The sequence below is a fragment of the Pedobacter sp. SG908 genome (assembly GCF_011759615.1).
Lineage (GTDB): Bacteria > Bacteroidota > Bacteroidia > Sphingobacteriales > Sphingobacteriaceae > Pedobacter > Pedobacter riviphilus.
Window position 1 is genome coordinate 2,537,919 of record NZ_JAAOYY010000001.1, and the last position, 23,306, is coordinate 2,561,224.

13 protein-coding genes and 1 riboswitch are annotated in these 23,306 nt (G+C 39.5%); of the genes, 2 read left to right on the plus strand and 11 right to left on the minus strand.

Annotated elements, in window-relative coordinates:
• Positions 1-12: 12 nt before the first annotated feature.
• From FHT21_RS10390 to FHT21_RS10405, 4 genes are all read right to left on the minus strand, one after another.
• Complete coding sequence (locus FHT21_RS10390) at positions 13-1,944, minus strand: RagB/SusD family nutrient uptake outer membrane protein (protein WP_167294596.1); 1,932 nt, start codon at positions 1,942-1,944, stop codon at positions 13-15.
• The gene (locus tag FHT21_RS10395) at positions 1,944-5,195 is read right to left on the minus strand and encodes a TonB-dependent receptor (protein ID WP_243853958.1); all 3,252 of its coding nucleotides are present in this window, start codon (positions 5,193-5,195) and stop codon (positions 1,944-1,946) included. Before FHT21_RS10395 ends, FHT21_RS10390 begins: the two co-directional genes overlap by 1 nt.
• A 389-nt stretch (positions 5,196-5,584) precedes the next feature.
• On the minus strand, positions 5,585-7,177 hold the full coding sequence (locus FHT21_RS10400) for a solute:sodium symporter family transporter (protein WP_167294597.1): 1,593 nt from the start codon (positions 7,175-7,177) through the stop codon (positions 5,585-5,587).
• Between the two features lie 9 nt (positions 7,178-7,186).
• Positions 7,187-8,209, minus strand: coding sequence for a GntR family transcriptional regulator (locus tag FHT21_RS10405; RefSeq protein ID WP_167294598.1), 1,023 nt, complete (start codon positions 8,207-8,209; stop codon positions 7,187-7,189).
• A 367-nt stretch (positions 8,210-8,576) separates the two neighbouring features.
• On the opposite strand from FHT21_RS10405, the gene FHT21_RS10410 reads away from it, so the two are divergent.
• Entirely contained in the window at positions 8,577-8,777 is a 201-nt protein-coding gene (locus FHT21_RS10410) for a YtxH domain-containing protein (protein WP_167294599.1), read from the plus strand.
• Positions 8,778-8,925: 148 nt separating this feature from the next.
• Here FHT21_RS10410 and FHT21_RS10415 read toward each other — a convergent pair whose 3' ends face one another.
• Together FHT21_RS10415 and FHT21_RS10420 are read right to left on the minus strand one after the other, a co-directional pair.
• Positions 8,926-10,368 carry a SusD/RagB family nutrient-binding outer membrane lipoprotein gene (locus tag FHT21_RS10415; protein WP_167294600.1) on the minus strand — a complete coding sequence of 481 codons (1,443 nt, stop codon included), beginning with the start codon at positions 10,366-10,368 and terminating at the stop codon, positions 8,926-8,928.
• Positions 10,369-10,376: 8 nt separating this feature from the next.
• Complete coding sequence (locus FHT21_RS10420) at positions 10,377-13,586, minus strand: SusC/RagA family TonB-linked outer membrane protein (RefSeq protein WP_167294601.1); 3,210 nt, start codon at positions 13,584-13,586, stop codon at positions 10,377-10,379.
• A gap of 318 nt (positions 13,587-13,904) precedes the next feature.
• Positions 13,905-14,011: riboswitch (SAM riboswitch) on the minus strand.
• Positions 14,012-14,149: 138 nt separating this feature from the next.
• On the opposite strand from FHT21_RS10420, the gene FHT21_RS10425 reads away from it, so the two are divergent.
• Positions 14,150-15,418: a TlpA disulfide reductase family protein gene (locus FHT21_RS10425; RefSeq protein ID WP_167294602.1), complete on the plus strand. Its 1,269-nt coding sequence runs from the start codon at positions 14,150-14,152 to the stop codon at positions 15,416-15,418.
• 1,041 nt (positions 15,419-16,459) lie between these two features.
• Here the strand turns inward: FHT21_RS10425 and FHT21_RS10430 are convergent.
• The 5 genes from FHT21_RS10430 to FHT21_RS10450 all read right to left on the minus strand — a co-directional run bounded on the left by FHT21_RS10430 (position 16,460) and on the right by FHT21_RS10450 (position 23,303).
• Positions 16,460-18,136: a trypsin-like peptidase domain-containing protein gene (locus tag FHT21_RS10430; protein WP_167294603.1), complete on the minus strand. Its 1,677-nt coding sequence runs from the start codon at positions 18,134-18,136 to the stop codon at positions 16,460-16,462.
• A gap of 2 nt (positions 18,137-18,138) precedes the next feature.
• The gene (locus tag FHT21_RS10435) at positions 18,139-18,726 is read right to left on the minus strand and encodes a TlpA family protein disulfide reductase (protein WP_167294604.1); all 588 of its coding nucleotides are present in this window, start codon (positions 18,724-18,726) and stop codon (positions 18,139-18,141) included.
• 60 nt (positions 18,727-18,786) lie between these two features.
• A complete protein-coding gene (locus FHT21_RS10440; RefSeq protein WP_167294605.1) occupies positions 18,787-20,658 on the minus strand; it encodes a protein-disulfide reductase DsbD N-terminal domain-containing protein in 1,872 nt (623 codons plus the stop codon).
• A gap of 21 nt (positions 20,659-20,679) precedes the next feature.
• A complete protein-coding gene (locus FHT21_RS10445; protein WP_167294606.1) occupies positions 20,680-21,813 on the minus strand; it encodes a TlpA disulfide reductase family protein in 1,134 nt (377 codons plus the stop codon).
• Positions 21,814-21,881: 68 nt separating this feature from the next.
• A complete protein-coding gene (locus FHT21_RS10450) occupies positions 21,882-23,303 on the minus strand; it encodes a PKD-like family lipoprotein (protein WP_167294607.1) in 1,422 nt (473 codons plus the stop codon).
• Positions 23,304-23,306 lie beyond the last annotated feature (3 nt).

Consider the following 23,306-nt stretch of genomic DNA (forward strand, 5'->3'; position numbering starts at 1 on the left):
TAATATTTTAAACTACCAATAAGGATTTTGAACCAGGTTTGGATTTACGACCAGATCGTAACTTTTGATCGGCCATAAATAATCTTTTAAGCCAAAAACAGGAATAAACTGCGTAGTTGGACGATAATAGTTTATGGCATCTGCATTATTGATGCTCCAGCCCTGTATCGGAGCAGTTAGAACTACCTGAAGTTCTTTCCATCTTCTTAAATCCCATCCGCTTTGTCCCTCAAAACACAGTTCTATCCTTCTTTCCTGATGGATAATCTGTCTTAGACCATCTTTGGTGCTGAACTTATTTGGAGTTTTTGAAAAGTTTGTCCAAGACGCCTGTACCCCCTGCAAACCTGCTCTCTGCCTAACCTTATCGATATAGGTGAATACTTCTGTAGTTGGTCCGTTTACCTCATTAAGTGCCTCGGCATATAATAAGTACAAACCGGCCAGCCTGATTAATGGTAAACGGAATGGTGAGGTTTGGAAACCATCATCATAAACCGAAGCATAACTGACCAGTTTTTTTGGCCAATATCCGGTAATATTCAACCGGATGTTATCACTTGGTGCTGCAAAACCATTTCCCCTGGCCGAAACATAATATAACGGATTAACCGGATCGTCCTGGTTATTTCTACCGTTACCGAACCAGATACCGCCATCAAAAGCAACATCGGCATAAAAGCGGGTTTCGCGTGCAAAGTGGCCTTTAATAGTTTCATAACCCTGCTGAATATAATAACGGCTGGCATTATCGCCCATTTTAATTGTATTTCTTCCTGCATAATCCCAGGTTTTATCCTCATTTATCGGTACTCCGTTAACGGTATAAAAAAGCTCCTGCATACTTATCGGTGCAGAAAAAGTAGAAGGGTTAGAGAAGTTATTTACGGCCGATTTTGCAGTAAGCCTTGGAGTTGAAAACCCCTGGTAGTTAAATTCTGGATTTGAAGCCCAGATCACTTCCGGATTCAATTCCCACCTTTCTGCTACGGCATTCTGTACATCTAATTCCCTTTTTAATGAATCGGAAAGTTTACCTACTGTTGATGGCGAATTAAAAGTATATAATTTTATACCCTGTGCCTCTGCAGCAGCAATGGCCGCTTTTGCCGCATCAGCAACTTTCTTCCATTTTTGGGCATCGTAAACAGCCGGGAATAAACTCACGCCTTCCTTATCCTTAACGCTGGTATAATCCGGATTGCCGTTAAAAAGCGGACTTGCTGCCGTAGCCAACACATTTGCTTTAACCGACAGGGCGATAACACTGGTTGCCCTACCCAACTCTGTGGCCTGACTGGTAATTACTGGAGGCAGATCGGCAGCGGCTTCATCCAACAGGGAAACGATATATTCAACCGTTTCATCAACTGGAGCCCTTTTAACACGTACTTCATCAGTAGTACTATTGATGGCCAGATTGGTTTTAATCAATGGAATGGGGCCATACATTTTAAACAGTACAAAATGATAATAGGCTTTTAAGAATTTGGTTTCAGCAATCCAACGTTTTTTTTCTACAGCACCCAAATCGATCGGTTTATCAATGTTCTCCAGCATGATGTTACAGATCCTGATCGAACGCCAAAGGCTATAACTTCCTTCTTCACCATCCCAGGTATTTAAACCCGGTTTTGCAGCAGTTTGGGTTCCTCTTAATAAATTGAAACCGGTTGGATTAAAACCCTGAAAGTTATCAAGCGTATTTGAATAAATCAGCTCTGATGAAGTGGTAAATCCCGGGTTCGTAGCCATATCATTCATGCGCTGCAGATAGGCATAACATGAATACAGGTAGTTTTCGGCCTCATTTCTGTTTCTGAAGGCATAATCTAAGGTACCAATATCATCAGGCGTTACATCGAGGTATTTTTTACAGGATGCAAAAGTGCAAAGCACTAAAAAAATGCAGCTATATGCGAAATATGTTTTTATCGTTTTCATTATAAGGTTACGTTAAGACCAACATTAAATACCTTTTGGATTGGATAGGCAAACCCGTTTCCACCCTGTTCAGGATCCCATAATTTAAATGGACTCCAGGTAAGCAGGTTTAAACCATTGAAATAAATACGGCATGAGTTTAATTTAATTTTGCTAGAAATGCGCTGTGGAAGTGTATACCCAAGCTCTACCGATTTTAGCCTCAATAAACGGCCGTTCCTCATCCACCAGGTACTGGTTTGCGCATTGTTTTCCAGATCCGCAGCATTTACGGCCAACCTTGGATAAAGTGCATAAAGGTTCTGGTTTTCAGGCGACCAGTGGTTATCGGCAAAATCTTTAAGCAGTTGGGTATTTCCTAAGATATATTGCTGGTTACTTGGTACAAACGGGCTCACCTTTGTTGGATCGATGAAGAAAGTCATCCTATCCTGTCCGGTAAAAAAAGCCGAAAGATCAAAACCTTTGTACGCTGAACTAAAACCAAAACCGTAAACAATTTCTGGCGATTGCGGATAACCGATATAAGCTTTATCGGCATCATCAATTTTGCCATCATTATTTAAATCGCGGTATTTAATATCCCCAGCTCTTGGCGGTTTACCATTTGCCGAAAAAATCTGTGTTGGCGAGTTCTGCACCTCTTTGTCATCCACAAATAAACGTTCGGCAATGTAGCCAAAGTTGCGGTTAATAGGCTGTCCGGTGGTATAGCGGTAAGCTTCTGCCCACTGCGGTTCCTCGTAATTAATGTATTTGTTTTTGGCGAAAGTAAAGTTAGAACGTACTGCAAAAGAAAAATCACTAATGTTAAATTTATAATCAAGCGATAAATCCATCCCCCTTGATCTGGCTTCGCCAACGTTGGCACCCACACCTGCTTCCAAACCTAAAGTAGTAGGCAGGTTGGTACGAGGCATATAGATATTATACCTGTAATTATTATAAAACTCTGCAATTAAGCTAAGATTTTTAAACATCGTGGCCTCCAAAGCTAAATTGGTCTGCCTCGAAGTTTCCCAGGTTACATCCTTATTTTCGTAATTATTGATGAATACACCATTACGGTTAGCAGCCCCATTGAAACCAAACTGGGCATAATTTCCGCCACCATTTAGGTTAACATCCGAGATATAGAAAAAGCGCTGAGCACCAATGGCATCGTTACCCACTATACCATAACTTCCCCGCAGCTTTAAGCGGTTAACCACATTTGCTAAATCACCGGTCCAGAATTTTTCATTCGAAAGTACCCATCCGGCACCAATAGTTGGGAAAAAGCCGAAACGGTGGTTTTCCGAAAACCTTTCTGATCCATTATACCCAAAATTGGATTCAATAAAATACCTGCTTTTATACGAATAAGTTAAACGCCCCGCCAACCCTAAATTCCTGTAAGGAAGTGAATTTTGTAAAGAGCTCGCATTACTATAAACCGTTTGTTGGGCAGTACCGATCAATGTACCGCTAACGTTATGGTTGCCAAATGCCTTATCATAATTTAATGAGGCCTGTGCATATAAAAAAGTATTGATATTGGTACCACCTGGATTGTATGAAAGGTATTCTTGTGCAATATTTGGTGCACCACCTGTTACCGACGAATTTAGCCAGTTTAACACATAGGTATTGCTCTGTTTATCATAAGAACCAATGTTATAATAAAATGGTGAATAAGCCCTTTGCGAATCAAAATATGAATACCTATTGGTACTAAAAATAGATTTGAAAGAAAGGCCATCAGTAAAGAAATCCAATTTCTGGTTCACTTCAAACTGTGCCGACATACGCGATTCAGAAGAGTTTTTATGTCCGCGGAGCATAGCCGCATAAGGGTTATTGTCTAAAATACTGTTTACACCGGCACCGCCCCTATTGCCAAATAAAATGTGCTGTGCATTTTGGTTTGCGGCATCTGCCGGGTAAAATGCAGGGAACGAAACCGGACTGGTATGCACCGCTATATTGTATAAATCGGTAGAAAAACCTCCATCGGTAGCCAATGGACCGTTATATTCGCTAAAATTACCCGATAAACGTACCACCATTTCAGTGGTTTTACTTAAATCGATATTGATGTTGGAACGTAACTGGTAATTGCGGAATTTGATGTTATTATCATTGTTATTACGGTCGTCCTGTTTTAAAACACCATTATCAAGATTATACGAACCTGCAATATAATAACGCGCTACACCGCCACCGCCACTAATGCCCAGGTTGGCCCTTTGCGTGCTTGTACGCTTTTTAAAGAGCATATCTAACCAATCAACTGCCGGATAAACGTATTGGTTATAGCCAGGACTTTTATTTACGGTAGCCTGTGTATTGATGATCTGGTTGGGTGTAAACATTGGGTCCATCCCCCGACCAATTGCAGCCTCGTTAAAAAGCCTCATGTAAGTTATCGGATCGGCCAGTTCTAAATTTTGTACCGATTGAGAAGCAGACTGCTCCAACCTGAAGTTAATTTTGGCCTTTCCTTCTTTACCAGATTTGGTCGCCACCAAGATTACCCCATTTGCACCTCTGGCACCATAAAGGGCAGTAGCACTCGCATCTTTTAAAATGGAGAAACTTTCAATATCATCAACCTGCAGACGAGCAAGATCGGAAGTGCTTAACTCTACGTTATCTATCAAAATCAATGGATCGCGCTTATAACCAAAAGTAGTTACCCCGCGGATAAAAAACTGCGAGTTGTCCTGTCCCGGTTGTCCGCTACGCTGATAACCGATTACACCTGCAATCTGCCCGGAAAGCGCATTGGTTAAATTGCTTGAAGGTATTTTAAGGTTACCCACTTTTACCGTGGTGACCGAACCCACAAGCGCTTCTTTACGTTGCTTTTGTCCCAAAGCGGTAATTACCACTTCTTCTGAGAGCATATTTTCTTCAGCAAGCTTTACATTGATTACATTGGCTGCACTTACAGTTATCCTATACTCTCTATAGCCTACATAAGAAAAACGGAGTATTTCGCCGGGTGCTACATCAAGCACAAATTTTCCGTTGTTATCGGTCTGCGTACCTACGTTAACCTTGTTTACAACCGCTACGGTTACGCCGGGTAGCCCTACCCCTAAAGTATCGGTAACCTTACCTGTAATGGTTTTCTTCCCCGTTTGGGAATAACCTTTAGCAGGCATAAAAATCAGGAAAAATACAAGCATCGAACCTGTCAATACCAGTGCATTTTTTAGCCTGCCAGACACCGGTAGGTGTCCACAAAACAAAAATAATTGCTTCATTTGCTAATAAGCTTTTAAATGATGAATTAAAAAATTGTAGATAGATGTAGATCGACAGGAACTAACCTCTTTTAAGATTTTGTAGATCCGTCGGCCATCCTTTAGCAATCGAAGGTAGGCTTTGCATTGCTGCACAATAAGTTGTAAAATTTCTCATAATTGGGGATTATTTGGTTAATGAAAACATTAGTTTAGGCTCGACAAATGATTTTTAACATCCTATTTACCTGTTATGCCCTTCTCTAAAAGGGGATAACACGTTGGAAAGCAGTCAAACAGCTCATTCTATCCTATACTATCCTATCCTATTATTTTCAGATACAATGATAAACAAAATATTTAATATTCCAAGGATAGAAACAAAATATATAAACAACTGAAATACAGTACTAAGCAAGTATATAAGAGGAGAAAATAAAAAAGACAAGCGCCATAAGCGAAATCAATACAACATGATAATAGTGTCTATTCCGCCAGGGAATAATTTCAATCTTGTTATCCAGTACCAAAGTATAGGGAATTTGTTTGGGATACAGCCTCGAAATGGATAACATCAATAAAACGGTGACGATAAAGATGATGGCCAATGTATGCAGGTAGTGCAGGTGGAAAGAAAATACCCACTCACTCATTACATAACAGGAAATAAAGAAAAGCATGCCGATTTTTGCAGCAATAGGTGGCATTTTTTTAGTGATAAAGCCTAAAAAGATAATGGTAAAGATGGGAAGACTAAAAATTGCGCTGATTTTCTGCAAATATTCGTAAAAACCATTTTTCGAAAAAATAATAAATGGAGCAAAGGCCATGGCAAATAACGATACCGAAATCTGGAACAGCCGTCCTGTCCTTAATAAACTCTTATCCGATAATATTTTACCTTTCTTTTCCATAAAAGGCTTATATAAGTTCAAAAGAAACAAGGTACTCGAACTGTTAAGTCCGGCATTAAAAGTAGTAATAGCAGCCCCAAAAAGTACACAGGCCGATAAACCCATTAGAAGTGGCGGCAGTACATCTTTAATGAGCAAAGGAAATACCTGGTTGGTATTGGTTAAAACGGGATAAAGGTGCACCGCGATCAAGCCGGGAACATTGATCAGTAGTGGACAGAGTAATTTGGCAAAACAGGTTAATGCAATCCCTTTTTGGCCTTCTTCCAAACTTTTTGCTGCCAGCACCTGCTGGATGATATATTGCTCCATGCCCCAGTAATAAAGGTTTACGATCAGCATACCGGTAAACAGGGTAGAAAAAGGAACGGCATCTTTACTGCTTCCTATCGAATTGAGGTGTTCTTTTTTGGTCGACAGTACTGTAGAAAGTCCGCTGAAAAAATCGCCTTGCCCTAAATAGCGTAATCCATAATATGGAAGGGCAATAATGAGGATCAGCATACCGGCACTCAATACGGTATCAGAAATGGTAATGGCCTTAAATCCACCCAAAATGGTATAAACAGAACCGATTAACCCCATAATCCACACGAAAACCCAGATGCTCTCCCAATAGGAAAGGTGAAAACCGGAAAGATCGATCAGGTTACTAAAGGCAACAGCGCCACCATAAAGCACAGACGGAAGCAGGTTAATGATATAGCTAAAAAGAAAAACAACCGAAACCAGCGTTTTGGTCTGTTTATCATACCGTTTCTCCAAAAAATCGGGAATGGTGCGGATGCCGGTTTTAAAATAAATGGGAATAAAAAATTCAGAAACAATAATCATGGCAAAAATGGAGGAAATCCCCCAGCCAATTACCGACATGTTATTGATGTAAACCGATTCGTTTTCGCCGATAAACTGGTTGGCGCTAATGTTGCTGAAAAACAATGAAGCACCTATTATGATAAAACCATTGGTGCGGTTGGCAAAGAAAAAACCACTTATTGTTGATCTTTGTGTTTTTCTGGTTTTGAAATATGAAATGGTCGCGGCCAGAACCGTGAACAGGATAAAACTGATGATGGCCGTTGTTCCCACGCGATGGTGTTAAAGTGAATTTCGTCTGATCAGTTTATTTTCCATTACATGTTTAATGGGCTTTAAACTTAGCACAAACTCGGCAGCTAAGCGGCCCATATGTGCAAAATCGATTGAAAAGGTGGTAATCCCATCAAATATGATCTCTTTAACGTTATCATCATTATGCGAAAGGATGCCCAAATCTTTGCCTACTTTTAAGCCTTTTACTTTAGTATCTTTCAGCATTTCCCAAAGCTCAAGGTTGTGTATGGTAAAATAAACCTTATCGGTTGAAATACTGCCTGCCTCATAGCTGTTTTTGATCACCCCATTAATTTTAAATTCTTTTATAAAACGTTTAAACGAAATCAATACTTCATTCGGTTCGGCAGAAGAAGGTTTAAAGAAGAAAACAAATTCGGAAAACTCTTTAATTCTGGGTGCCAATTCTAAAAAAGCATTATAAGAAGCCTTTTCAAACTCCTGAACAATGTAGGAATAATCGCCTTTCAGTTTTACATAGCGATCTACAATCAATAATTTTTCTTTTGGTAATTGTTCCAAAACTTCTTTCGCCTCGTTACTTTCAATAGGTGCAATTACATATAAGCCATACTGGCCCTTGTTACTATTGATGATAGACTCGAAAACGCTGAAATTATTATGGTGGAAATATACATCAACCTGGATGTTCTCACCCAAGTGATCACGAAAATTCTGGTAAAAAGTTTCCTGAAAGGTATCGAAAGCATAAATCAGTAAACACACTTTGAGGTGCTGTTCTGTATCGTCGGTAGCTACAAAATAGCCCATCCTGTTTTTCGATTCTAAAATCCCCCGGCTAATCAGCTCCTTATAGGCCTTACCAATGGTTTCTTTAGCAAAACCGGTTTCCCGCATCATTTCGTTTACCGAAGGCAGCATGTCGCCCTTGGCAATCAGTTTATGATTAAGGCCATTAATGATTCCCTGTACAAGCTGTTCGTGTTTAGAGAAAGAATTTATGATGCTCAAATCTTTGATTTCATTGAACAACTTTTCCTTATTCATGTAGTAATATTTGGTTTAATCGATTTATCGGAGGTTAATTGCCCGAAATATATAAATTTAATGGAGATATATCAGTAAAAACTTTATCGTTGTGCCTGATGATGCCACTGAGAAAGATTACACTAATTATTGGGTATATCTAATAACTTACAAAAGTTTGCCACGGAGAGGTAGATTAACATGGAGGTATTTTTCTGTGGTTTCCTTATTTACGTGGCAAAAAAGATCGGTTAACAGCAATATCAACTGTGAAATCTAGCATAAGTAAAACGCAAACCAACTAAAATCATTTGTAACAACAGCTATTAGAAAATGTCTAAAACTTTAAACGATCTCAAAATGTTTAACTAATAAAAAAGAAAAGAACATGGGAATTTTAAAAACAGCAATTATTGGCGCCGCAGTTTATGCTGGCGTAAAATATATCACCAAAAAAGATCCAATTACCGGACAATCGATAGTAGATGAACTACTAGATAAAGCTCCAGAATGGGTAGAGAAAGCAAAAGGATACACTGAAGACCTGAAAACCAGGGCAAGCAATGCTGCTGAGGATTTAGCCAGATGAATACCAATTAAAAGAAAGGAACCTGAACAGGTTTATCTTTTTGTTTGATTGTAAGAAGCAAAAAACGTCCCGAATTTATATCGCGACGTTTTTTGTTTTTAGTGTCAGGTGGTAACATCTGACGACACAATAAAACCAGATTATTTACTTAAAAAGTATCAAACCAAAGTTTGGTAGTCAATAAATCCGCCCCCTGGTTGCTTACCGCATTTTTATAATTCTGTCCATTTAACGATTGTTCAGAACCCGGATAAATAAAACGTACCGGAATTTTTCCATTCAACACCGTATTAACAGATGCAGTTAATTGCGGATAATCTAACCTTCTCTGCTCTGCCCATGCTTCTAAACCCTGCCCAAATAAGGCAATCCATTTTTGCTCCCCGATTGATTTTTTATAATTGCTTGCATCATATTGTACCGCAGCCTGATTAATATAATCATCAACAACAGTTCCAGATAAACCATATTGTCCAAATGAAGCCCTAATGGCCTGGTTATATAAGTCAGCTGCATTTTCTGTAGTAAAGCCACGTGCTGCCGCTTCTGCCCTATCAAAAAGCACTTCAGCGTAACTTAAAATTACGGCAGGTGCTAATGGATTTAAAAAATAAGCACCTGGTTTTGAAGAATTTGCCAAACCTATTGCGCTTGCCTCCGAGTTTGTAGAACCATTTGGAATACCTACATAAACTTGTGGTGTTACATTTTCTGTTTTACTTGCATATATTGGCAACCTTGGGTCTTTTAAGTCAAAAAGTTTATCCACTATGGTTTTGCTAATCCGGTAATCATTTCTAGTTTCAAATGATGCCGCAACAGGATTTTGCTGTGGTGAGGTCTGATAAACAAGCTGAGCATTAAATGCATTGCTATTGATGTAATTCCCTCCTTCAGCCTTAATCTCATCAATTACTGCTTTTGATTTTGTCGGCTCTTTATCCGCAATACGCAAAGCAATACGCAAACGCAATGAGTTTGCAAATTCCTTCCAGTGGGTAATATTACCTCCATACATGATATCACCAGAAATAGCTGGAGCTCCTAAAGCAGGATCTAAAGCTGTTTGGGCAGATTTTAAATCGGCTAAAATTCCATAATAAACATCCTTTTGCTTGTCGTAAACTGGTGTAACAAACTGTTTAATTTTTCCTGCCTGAGTATATGGAACATCTCCATAAGCATCGGTAAGCAATAAAAACACCCACGATCTCAGTACCAGGGCTACACCTTTATAATTTGGATTACCTTGGGCATCTGCTAATTCGACAATTTTATTTAAGCCAGCGATACTCTGCGCATATCCTGTAGACCACAATGAGGTAAAACTACTGTTTGAATAGATAAACCGATCTTCTTCCGTGTACTGTACTTTAGCCCAATGTTGTACAAAAAGCAAACTCGAATTCAGATTATTTGTAGTACCCCAGTAGGTATCTGATGTATTTTTGATTGCCCCGGTAAGTAAATAATCGGCCTGTGGAATTTCAGGGGCATTCGGATTGATGTTTACCTCATCCAGTTCTTTGTTACAAGATGTAAAAGCAATTGCCAAAATGGCCAGAATATATAGTTTTTTATTTTTCATCATGGAGATAATTAAAATTTAACATTTAGATTGATACCATAACTGCGTGTGCTCGGGTTAGATAAACTTTCCAAACCCTGACCGTTACCAGTATTGAAAGCAACCTCAGGATCAATATCTACTGTGTTGCGGTGAATAATCCACAGGTTACGGCCGACAAGCGATACCGAAACCCCTTGTAAACTTAATGGGCGAAGCCATTTTGATGGCAGGTTATAACTTAATTTAACCTCGCGGAGTTTTACATATGAAGCATCGAAAATATTTGCTTCATCAATATTTCTGAACGATTTATAATATTGTTGAGCTGGTAATACTTTCTCATTTCGTTTACCATCAGCCGTTACGCCATCAAAAATAATCCCATCATCATAAACTGTTACGCCCGCCGGAGCAGTCCCATTTACCCTTACTGTACCATTTTCTTTCTTATTATCCGGATAATAATATGAGATTCCGCCATATTCTGTTGCTCTTCCAGGAAGTGTAGAAGCCAATACTCCTGTATAGGTACCTGTTGCATAGGTGCCATTATAGATAGAACCACCAAAACTTGCGTCAACCAATACCCCTAAACTGATACCTTTATAAGTGAAAGTATTATACACACCACCAATCCAATCTGGCGTATATTTCCCCAGTACCTGTTTGGTTGGATTTGTTGCAGGTGCGCCCGTTGCGTTTACAACAATATTACCATTACCATCTCTCAAATATGCTGATCCGAACAATGAGCCGTAAGGCTGACCAACGGTAGCAATAACCTGTGCCGAGTTAGAAGCCACTACATAATTTGTTAACAATTTTTCGGCATCTAATTCTATTACCTTACTTCGGTTTGCCGCAAAATTTACATCAATATCCCAGGTAAAGGCTTTTTTTACTGGCGTAATTCCCAATTGTGCTTCTATCCCTTTGTTGTTGATTTTGCCAGCGTTAAGCAATTTTGAGCTGAAACCAGTACTCTGACTTACATCAGCAGCCAAAATCTGATTATAACTATTGGTATTGTATGCACTTAAATCGAAACGTAACCTTTTATTAAAGAATACCGCCTCAAGCCCCAGTTCTGTAGAAGTAGTAGTCTCTGGTTTGAGATTAGGGTTTAAATCTATAGCACCCGGACTTAGCTGAGGATTTGCAACGACAATGTTAGGATATAACTTTTGCAGATCGGAACTGATGCTAAACGGCGCACCAAATGCATAAGTATTAATCAAACGGTAAGGATCGGCATCTTTACCAACTTTAGACCAACCTCCGCGTATTTTTAAATAGTTAAGAGCTTTGCTTTTAATATCGAACGCCTCGGTTGCTACAAAACTTCCATTAAATGATGGGTAAAAATAAGACCTGTTCTGCGCCGGCAAGGTAGATGACCAATCGTTACGGGCCGTAATGTTGGCAAAAAGGTAATTCCTGAAGCCAATCTGGCCAGAGGCATAAACACTATAAGATTTTAGTCTTGATAAATTATTTAATGAAATCAGGGGATCGCGAGAGTTTTTAAGGGTATAAAGTCCGGCGATGGCCAGTTTAGGTGCACTTTGATCGTTCTGCTCAATATATTGTCTACGGATGTTCCCACCACCTAACAATTCGAGGCTAAAATCATCATTCAACTGTTTGTTAAAGTTTAATGTCGCATCTGTATTATTTTCACTTACGGTAAAGGCACTCTCAGTATAAGAGCCGAAAGGTGTTCCATTGGTACCATAGGCAATCCTAACTTTACGTCTATCGTTGTAATAATCGGTCCCTGATCTGAAATTGAAATCAAGTCCATCAATAATCTTATAGTTAAGGGCTAAACTTCCAATAATCCGGCTACGGTTTTGCGATACTGTATTTTCGTATGCTACCCAATAAGGATTGCTGTAATAACTGTTGTTCCAGTTAAACGTTTTTCCATTTTCGTCCAAATAGTTTTTCAATTGGTTAATATCAACCTGACGGCCGAACCAGGTAAACTGCAACATCGTACTGGTTGATCTCGAACCGCCTGTTCCAGGTAAATTATCAGAGTTAAGTTTGCTATAATTTGCATTGGCAGTTAAGGTTAACTTCGGTGTTATTTTTAATGATGTATTGAACACAAAGGAATTTTTGCCCTGACCAGAGTTAGGTACTATCCCCACCTGTTTTAGGTTATTATATGATATCCGGTAATCATATTTTTCACCAGCATCTGCAACCGATACCCCATTGTTCAATGAATATCCTGTTTGAAAGAAATCGCGCACATTATCGGGATGTGCCACAAAAGGAACGGCTACTCCCTTCGAAAAAAATTGTGGAATTAGTCTTCCATCCAATTTAGGACCCCAGCTTTCATCTACGCCATCGTTAATGCCTTTACCTGCACCGTCTACGTAACTAAACTTGCCTTCCGATCCCTGACCGAAAGCATTTTGATAAACGGGCAGGGTAAGTAAAGTTTCTAAAACAGCATTCGAATTGATGGCAATGCCTAATCCTTTTTTCGATTTACCCGTTTTGGTTTTAATGAGTATAACGCCTGCTGCAGCCCTCGAGCCATATAGCGCCGCGGCATTTGGTCCTTTTAACACACTCATCGATTCTATATCTTCCGGATTGATATCTGAAATGGTATTGGCATAATCTCTTGCCCCAGCCGAATTTAACTGAGAGTTATCTACCGGAATCCCATCAACTACAAATAATGGCTGGTTATTTCCTGCAATGGAAGTTTCTCCCCTAATAACCACTCGTGACGACCCCATACTCCCCTGGCTGTTAGTTACCCGTACACCAGCTATTTTTCCGGCCAGTGCATTTACCAGGTTGGATTCTTTAGCTTCAGCCAAATCCTGTCCTTTTAATTCCTGAACAGCATAACCTAGCGATTTTTTCTGTCGCGAAATACCCAATGCCGTAACCACTACCTCATCCAACGCATTATCGCTTGATTGAAGAATGACCGAAACTGGGTCTGCGTTTTTATTGATTTGTATTTCCTGACTCTTAAAACCGATATAAGAAAATACCAATGTGCCCTTATCTGGTGCACTAATAGAGAAAGCTCCTTTTGCATCAGAAATGGTGGCCTGTTTGGTTTCTTTTATTAATATGGAAACACCTGGGAGTGTTTCACCATCTGCCGACTTTACAGTTCCGGTAACCGTGACATCTTGAGCGGAAAGCTTTTGTGCTATGAGGAGCAAAAAGATAAGCGCTATTGATTTTAAATTTTTAAGCATATTGTGTAGTTAATTAGTTAATAAGGGATAATAATTTTGGGCAAAACAATTCCTAACGGTTAATAACCGTGTTTTATAAGAAAACAAAGGAATGGTTAGATCAAAAAAGCCTGTTAAATGGAGCGATTTTAACAGGGCATGCGCATTCGGAAGTATGCACTAAGGTTTACATCAATAGCTTTTAGCTTGTCTGTTTTTTTCATCTGAATAATTTTCTTTAAACCGTATTTACTTTTCAAGCGTGCATCAGGGCAAAAAAAAAGCACCCCATAAATCAGAAGTGCTCCATATATTCTTATAAGGATAACGCAAACAACTGACTTAACTACCCCAGATTCATCTGAGATGGAATTAGCACCATTTCTAAAAATTAGATGGTTGCTAAGGCTTCATAGGGCCATTCCCTCCGCCTTTCTTGATAAGTATTTTAAAATAACTGGGGCAAAGGTATAATTAATTCCATTTATCCTATAGTTTTTATAGATTTTTATTGAAATATTTTTTCTTTGGCAATTACATCCATATCTTTGTCTACTAATTTAGTCGATAAATATACATCCCCAATGAAACTAAAATCCATTTTAGCAGCCGTATTGGCCATATCAACAACTTTTATCTATGCCCAGGAACATAATACTTTACCCAATCAGGTAGTAAAACTCAACAAAATAAAATCAAAAGCCTTTGTTGCCCTCGGCAATTGGCGCGGCATAGCGAAAGTAAAGGAAGGTCTGGAAATTCCTTTTAATTTCGAGATCAATGAAAAAAGCGGTCAACAGAAATTATATTTCCGCAATGCCGAAGAAAGTTTCGAAGGTGGTCTGGTAAAACAGACTGCTGATTCACTTTTCGTAAAACTGGATCAGTTTGATAACGAACTCGCATTTGCAATAGATGGCGATCATTTATCTGGTACATTAAGAAAGCAAGATAAAACTGGCCAACCTTTGGTAATTATTGCTGAACGAAAAAATTATCGTTTTAAAACGGCAGATAAACCAGCAACAGCAGACTATTCTGGTAGTTATGATGTGGTTTTTAAATCGCCAAATGGTAAAGAAGAAAAAACAGTAGGTTTATTTAAGCAAACGGGAAACAAACTTACGGGTACTTTTCTACGCGTAACAGGCGATTCGCGCTATCTGGAGGGTGTTGTGGAAGGAAATGAGTTTCAACTTTCTAGTTTTATTGGCTCATCTCCTGCCTATTATAAAGGAACTTTCCAGTCAGATGGCTCATTAACCGGTGAAATTTTAGGTGCAAGGGGAAGCCAGTCTTTTACCGGGACCAAAAATAAAGATGCTGCCCTGCCTGATCCTTATAAACTCACCTACCTTAAAAAAGGATATAAAACACTTGATTTTAGCTTTCCTGATATCAACGGGAAAAAGATTTCGCTAAAAGATGAGAAGTATAAAAACAAAGTGGTGATTTTGACCATCACCGGAAGCTGGTGCCCTAACTGTGTTGACGAAGCTACCTTTTTGGCGCCATGGTACAAAAAGAACAAAAACCGCGGTGTAGAAATTATCGCTTTACATTACGAACGCTCAACCGAACCTGAATATGCAAAAAAGGTGATGACACGTTTCCGCGAACGTTTTGGAATTGATTACGACCAGGTTATTGCAGGTACTGCCGATAAACAGGTTGTATCCGAATCGTTGCCTGCACTCGATTCTTTTTTATCGTTCCCAACCACGATAATAATTGATAAACAAGGTAATGTAGCCCAGATCCATACTGGTTTTAATGGCCCGGCCACTGGTAAGTTTTATGATGAGTTTATTAAAGAATTTAATACAGAAATTGATACGCTATTGAAGAAATAGGCATAGCACTCTCATTTCTTATCGGTTGGTGTCTCACCAACCGAAATAAAGCGTTGGTCGGTGAGACACCGACCAATAGAACTTCCTTGATTTCCGTGCTTCCGTGGCAAATTAAATGGTAGCACAGGCAAGCCGCTCCAAATAATAAATAATAATGCATAATGTATCGTTTTTGGAAAGCAGGTTTAGCGCACTTCAGTTCGGGCAGTCCTTCTTTCCTCTTCTATCTTTTTGCGAATGTTATTGCTGTTTGTTTGGCTCGGCAGCAAAAAGGATAGCCGCTACAATAAGGTTTATTTAACAAAGGTTTGTACAAGGAACAAAATAGCGTTTTACATTTTGTTCTTAGTAGCAACTGTGTTTTTAGCCCCGGGCAAAGCGGCATCCCTGAAGCACAGCGGAGGGATACAGCAAAGAACGGGAAATAACATTAATAGTAGCTCAGCCTTTGCGCTCCAGAAATTAATTTTACTTTTTTTTAGTAAAGCAGGTGTAATGCCTATCGGCTACGGCAGTCCTTCTTTCCGCTTCTATCTTTTTGCGAATGTTATTGCTGTTTGTTTGGCCCTGCAGCAAAAAGGATAGCCGCTACAATAAGGTTTATTTAACAAAGGTTTGTACAAGGAACAAAATAGCGTTTTACATTTTGTTCTTAGTAGTAACTGCATTTTTAGCCCCGGGCGAAGCGGCATCCCTGAAGCACATCGGAGGGATACAGCGGAGAACGGGAACAAACTTTAATAATTACCCCTGACATTGCGCTTCAAAAATATATACCGTCCCCTTTTTGGAAAGCAGTGTTAGCACGCTTCGGTTTAGGCAGTCCTTCTTTCCGCTCCTATCTTTTTGCGAATGTTATTGCTGTTTGTTTGGCCCTGCAGCAAAAAGGATAGCCGCTGCAATAAGGTTTATTTAACCTGGGCCAGTGCACCAAAAATAGATAAAGGAATTTAAATAAAGATTCTTCGACAGACTCTCCGTAGGAGTCCTTTGGACAGAATGACAACCTTTACTGACTGCTTCAGTGGCAAAAGCACCAAGCTATTGAATAGCTTTCGATACAAAACTAATAATTGTTTTCTTTGGTATCACCACCGTTGTTGTCCGGCTAAACCGAGCAATGTTAATCCCATAAAAATGCCCTTCCCAATCAAAAACTGGCGATCCGCAGGCATTTGCTTTAATGGCTGCATCGTGTGTAAAAACAGCATTAAAACCATCTCTTCGTTCTGATTTTCCACCTTCAAATTTCTCTGCCGGATGATTGGAGACCGGTTGCCCCCTTCCGTCGAGCTTGAAAGTTTTGTGCATTTTCCCAGTTGCGTTGGCCCACTCAAAAGTAACCTCATCTCCTGCCCAATATTTCATCATTTCGGGCGCAAATTCATTTGCCTTTTTGATGAGTTTCCCATTAATGCCAATGAGTTCATCGCCAACTTTTATTCCTGCTTTCTCGGCCGGGCTACCTTCTTTAATTAATGAGAATTGAACTGGGCTGGAATTGTATACCACCATAGCTCCCAAATAAGGTTGACTGTTAATTTTCGACAAATTAAATAGCGTACTGCCCAAAATACTGCGCATCACTTTGCCAGCGGGATCAATGCTATAAAGAAGTTTACCCATTTCTATTTTAACGCTGTCGCCATCAGAAATATTTAAATCAATTCCACCAGTTATTCGCTGTTCAAGTTCAAATAAAACCAGGTCGTTTTCCTGATCTTTTCCAATCAACTTAATCGGCACTGCGATTCCATTAATATCACATTGTGCTTGTTCGCCAACCATAGTGTTTTTACTCAGTAGAAACTGTTTTTTAGCTCCATTTGCTGTGCTAACATTCAATAAAGTAGCGCAAATATCCTGGTTTTCTCCTTTTATCAAACTTTTGACGAAAAAGCAGCTGTTTTTAAGCCTTGGTATATCAAAATCAGGGTGTAAAGCCTTTTGTTTGCTTTCTTTCTGTAATTGCAAAGACAAGGGATCTGTTTTCACACTATCTTGTTTTTCAGGGAAAGCCGTATAAAGTGTTTCACTGTTCAAGGCTGTCCAATAACGGCGGTAAAGGTCAACCGGAATTTCAAAATTCATTTCTTCTGAAACATCAATGGCACTGTGCAACCCGATTACACGACCATAATAATCGAATAACGGGCCACCAGAATCGCCAGGTTCCATTTTGCAGGTGGAGCGGATAAAACCATATTCGTTTTTTACTTCTGCAACACTGCCCAACCTTAAAGTTGGGAGTGTTTGGTTTAAGCTTTCGGGATAAGAAATACTGATACAAGGTTCGTTTTTAAGCAAACTTGCCGAATAACCCATCTCTGCAAACGGATAGGTGCCTTTATCGGTAATTTTCATCATGCCCACATCTGGAATGCCAGGCGTATCTTTATTTTCTATTTTTCCTAAAGCCATTGCAATACATTCACGTCCATCAGGAAAAAACACCTTATAATTTTTACCCGGTAAAATGGTATGTGCAGCCGTTAAGATGTAACCATCGGCACTTACTACCACGCCGCTAAACTGTGCACTGGTTCTTTGGTTCTGCTGTACATCGAAGCCCCACATGCGTACACTTGCAGGATATGCCTTTTTAACCGCTTGGGCAATGGTATACTGAAATTTAGCCACCAGCTTTTTCTGTGCGGTAGCATTTAGGTGAAACAGTATCACTAAGGTTACTGTTAATGCCTTTATAGAATTATTCATTATTATTTATGATTTTTTGCCAATGTAATCCGCTCAGAAATTTCCTGGAGCGCAGCGGCATCGGTTCCGGTAAACCCAGTTAGTTTAAATACAATATTACCTGCTTTATCGATAACGAATTTTGCAGGGATAGCAATCACCCCATAATCTTCAACCGCAGCATTACGCCCAGCTTCATCTTTCAGATCCATCAGCACCTGAAAATTAAAACCCGATTGTGCGATATATTTTTTTACATCTTCAACTGGTGTTTTGCTGGTTTCCCAGGTATGGATAAATAAGAACTTTACAGAAAGATCATTTTTATAGGTATTAACGGCAAGCTGCATCGCAGGAAAAGATTTTTTGCAGGGTACACACCATGTCGACCAAAAATCGAGTACAATTACTTTCCCTTTTAGATCCTTTAGCGACACTACATTTCCAGCGAGGTCTTTTAAGGTAAAATTGGGTGCAGGCAAGCTAATCATTTCTGCCAAAAGTTTCTTATGAAGAGCATCTGCTTTATTCGCAGGAGGTTGTGCCTGTAGCGAAGTACATGCGAGTACACTCAGCATAGCCAATAGGCAAAGCCTGAAAAAAGGTATCATATCTTTTAGGGTTAAAAACAGTAAGGCCATTTTACAGGCCCTACTGTTTGCATAAGTAGCTTAAATGAGTATTTCTAATATCTTTTCTTTAGGTGGGTAACATTTGGTTTCATCACACACCTGATAGTATAAGCCACATTTAATTTTAGTGCCAGCTTTGGCCTTACTGTAATCGACCATTATCCTAAAATTTGCCTTCCCTTCAAAAATAAACATGCCCTCGTTGCCCGGATAAGGAATAGCTGCTGTTGTTTTCCATTCTTGATCAGCCACTGCACCTTCAGGAAGTTCCAATCTGGTTTCGGTAACCACAAATGGATTATCTTTAGATACATAAGCATAAATATGCCAGCCTTTTAAAATTTTAGCTTCGATAAGCAAACTGTCTTTTTTATTGTCATTACCGGGAATAAATCTTGCAGAAACGGCTACTGGATCGGCTGTGGTAGATTCACCACCTGCAATGGCTTTTGGTAATTGATAGCTTTGTTGTTGGCCAACAGGAACATTTTTCCCATAGGTGTTCACCATGAATTTAAAACCACCAGATTCGGTGTAAAACAGGTTATTGCGGTTTAGATTGAGCCAATTTCTCCATTCAGCTGCTTTGTTGAATTTTTGAGTAGTGTAACGTTCGAGCAAACGTTGAGCCATTGCTACCTCTTTTCTGGCCTCCAATAAACTTACACATTTATCTAAAAGCGCCACTTTACGGTTAGAAATACCTAGTTTTTGTGCATCATGGTCTAACTGAAGGGTATACACGCCAGAGGGATAAAAATACTCATAATTTTGACGGTAATACTTGTGGTAGAGACTGATATTAGTGCCATAAATAGCAAATAAACTATCTCCTGCATAACCTTTTACATAATCCTCAAAAGATTGGGTATCGTTGGTTACCGGCATTTTCAAAAACATTTCGTTGCCATGGCCAATATCTTCTCCCTTTGCTTTTTTATCCTTTAATTCCTGCTGCATTTTAAGCATGCGAAGATTGCCTTCCCGCCGCAAAACAATAGCCTGATTATAAAGATCTTTGTTTAACCGATAAATTAGCTCATCTATGCCGCTACGGGTTTCGATCTGCACTTTTTTAACAATAGCCGGAAGGTGATCGAATTTTTTGATGTAACAGATCGTGTTTACAAAAACATCTTTGGCCTCATCTGTCATATAATCTGGAGAGCCTGCAAAACCCCACATAAAGTAATTTCCTTGGCGGCCCAGTGCTACTGCCTCGGCATTTTTAAGGCAAACGCCACCTGAAATAGATTCAGCATCGGGCGAATCATTAAATCCTTCTCCATGCGAAACCATGCCGATTAGATAAGGCTCTTTAGAAGAAAAACCCTGTTTTACCACCCGCCACCTATCCATTTGCTTGGGTGTGCCAACGCCTTGATATCCGTTAAAAAAAGAACCTGGCGTCGCTTTTTTGACCATGCTTAGTTTTACGGCATTTGGCGTATTAAAAATGGGATGATCGATTTTGATATTTAAAGCTTCATCATCTAAACACTGGCAATACCAATCGAATTTTAAACCTAAAGGCAAACCTACGTTTGGTGCCATGGCATGCATTAAAACCATAGGACGGCTAAAGTTTGCTGACATGTTAACCGGACCGGCATCCATTAAGGTTACATCAACCTCATCAGACATTTCTACCTTGTAATCGGCAACATCGACTACCTTAACTTCGGTAAAACGCTGTTCCAAAAAGGCTTTAAAATCTGCCATTCTGGTTTTATATATTTTTTCGACCACACTTGGCGTAGTTGAATAATACACTACGTTTTTGGGCATTGCTTTATCGGGATTATACCCAACATACAAAACCTTTAAGGCAATTTTCTCCCGATATTTCTCAGTCCCAAAAGTGAGCAGCGAAGCCAGCATCAGACATGCTGTTAGCATCTTTTTCATCATCTATATTTTATCAGTCAATAACTAATTGAATATTTCAGCAAGCTTTTTATTCAAAGGTTCGCCACGTAAGCCATTACCGATAATTTTACCCTTTGCATCTACCAGAAAACTTGCAGGTACGGCGCGTACGCCATATAAACGGCCCACTTCGTTGTTCCATCCTTTCAGATCAGAAACATGAATCCAGTCTAAACCGTCTTTTTCAATCGCTTCTAACCAGCGCTCTTTTACATTATCCAACGAAACTGAAATTATTTCGAAGCCTTTATCTTTATAGGTTTGATATTGTTTTACCAGATTCGGATTTTCGGCCCTGCATGGTCCACACCAACTTGCCCAAAACTCAACCAGTACCACTTTTCCTTTTAAACTGGCTAATGAAACTGGCTTACCTACCACATTGTTCTGGGTAAAAAGCGGCGCTACATTTCCAACAGCAGTAATGCTACTTGCAGCAATACGCTGAGCGAGTTCTTTACCCATATCGGTTTCGCGGTACGCTTTGTTCAAGGCATTAAAAAGCGGCTCTACTTTGGCTACATCAACCTTACTACCGGCAGCTTCTGAAAGCGCCACCAAAGCGAAGTATGAAGTTGGGTGTTCTTTAGCAAATTGAAACTGTTTATCAGTTCTGTTCTGGATGTTTTTTCTGAAGCGCAGATCTACCGCTTTCCTGTAAGCCGTATCTTTTTGCTGCTCTGGTGTGCCACTGTTAAAATCGATATTTACAGCTTTAGTTAAGGCCATAATAGTACCACCAATGGCCTTGTTATAGGCATCATATTCCTGGTAAACCTTTGAGCCCGCAAAAACAGCATTCTCTAAAGAATCTTTCGAGCTAATTGTGACCTGTTCTTTCCCGAAATAAAAGTAAATCACATCTCCGGTATACACTGCCTTACCCTTACCGCCACCGCTATGATCTAAGGCCATGCGCGCATAAGCATTGCCAGAAATATGCCCGGTAAATTTGAAATTTCCGTTAACCAGGACCACAGAATCTTCATGGCTTACACCATTATCCATATAATCGATATAAGCCATTGCTGGCGCACCTAATGTGCCTATTTTACCTGTTAAACTAAAATTCGGCGCTTGTGCCCAGCATAAAACCGGTAACAAAAAGGCTAATGCTGTTAATTTTATAATTTTCATTTGTATGTTTCTTTATAATTTAAAAATTTCCATGCCCAAGATTTTGAATACCTAAGCATGGAATAGGATTATTTTCTGATTGCGATATCTACAGGAGCGCCAGGTATACCTGCTATCTTTTTAATGAGTACACCATTTACTCCTGTGGTTATATTTAAAAAAGAAACCGTTTCTTCCGTCCCTACCATCAATGTTTCTTCGTCTTCACTAAGTTTTAACATCGAAATCGTTTTTCCAGTAAAGCTGGTAGCCAGTTCCCTCAACTCTTCATTTACGGGATTATAACGGTAAACTTTACTACCATTGGCAATATAGATTACCCCATTTTTAGCGCCACTCCATTTAGTATTTTCATTAATTAACTCCTGGCGCACAAATAACCGTTTATGCTGAGGTGTAAAGGTGAATGGTCCGTTAAACTGGACGTTAAACTTAAGTTCATAAATTTTACCATCGGTTCCTTTGCAATAAGCGAAACAGTCAGCGTTGTTAAGTTGCTCGATATGAAGAAGGTCCATACCCACATTTAGCGGATCAAAAGCATTGGCAGTGGTAACCGAATATTGGGCACCAAAATAAACAGGGGCGCCATAAAGATTAATCCGCACAAATTGTTTTCTGTTCCGGTCAAATCCAATAAAATAAGTAGCCGATTGCGTAAAACTCATTACAAAAGATGGGGCCAGTTCATAGTCACCATCAGCTGGCAAACCAAACATGCCGTAAGTGGCGGCCTGATCCCAGGTACTTGTTGTGCCACCATAAAACTTACCGTTAACAACCCCCATCATCACCCCTTGAGGATGCGAGATCAGTGAACCAACCTCAAGATTATCTGGTTGTGTAAAGAAGTTATCCTTAAGTGTATTTGGATATTTTGGATCTTCCTGCATGGTATTGGGTTCCAGCCTGATTCCCCCATTTTTTGTAATGATCCAATAGCCCAATAAGGTACCGCCAGTAAATGTATTCTTTAACAGAAATAAATTTGTTGGATTAGCAGGCAAATCTTTCCCCTGCATGGCCCGGTATAAACGTGCCTGTACACTACCATCTGGCTTTACGAACGAAAACTGTGTGATTCCGTTTTCAACGCTTAGTACTGTTGTACCTTTGGCAAATTCGGTTCCGCCATCTATGTAAAATTTATGGAAGTATTTCATCCCATTTGCTTTGTTATAAACGGTAAGGCGTGCAGCATATCTTTTAGCCTGCAAACCGAAAATAATCCTTAAAGCTGGTCCGTTATACAAAACATCATTCCCTTCAATTACACTAATTCTCCATTGAAGTTCTACACTCGCGGCGTCTGCACCTTCTATTTTTGGTTTGATGATCAAACTATCACCTACACTGGCAGTATAAACAGAATCAAGATTGGCCAATTTAGGCTCAATTGGCATATCGATATCATAATTGCCAAGGTCTTTATGACAGGCGGCTAAAGAAAACACGCCTATTATTAATAAGATTAATTTTTTAATATTCATGTC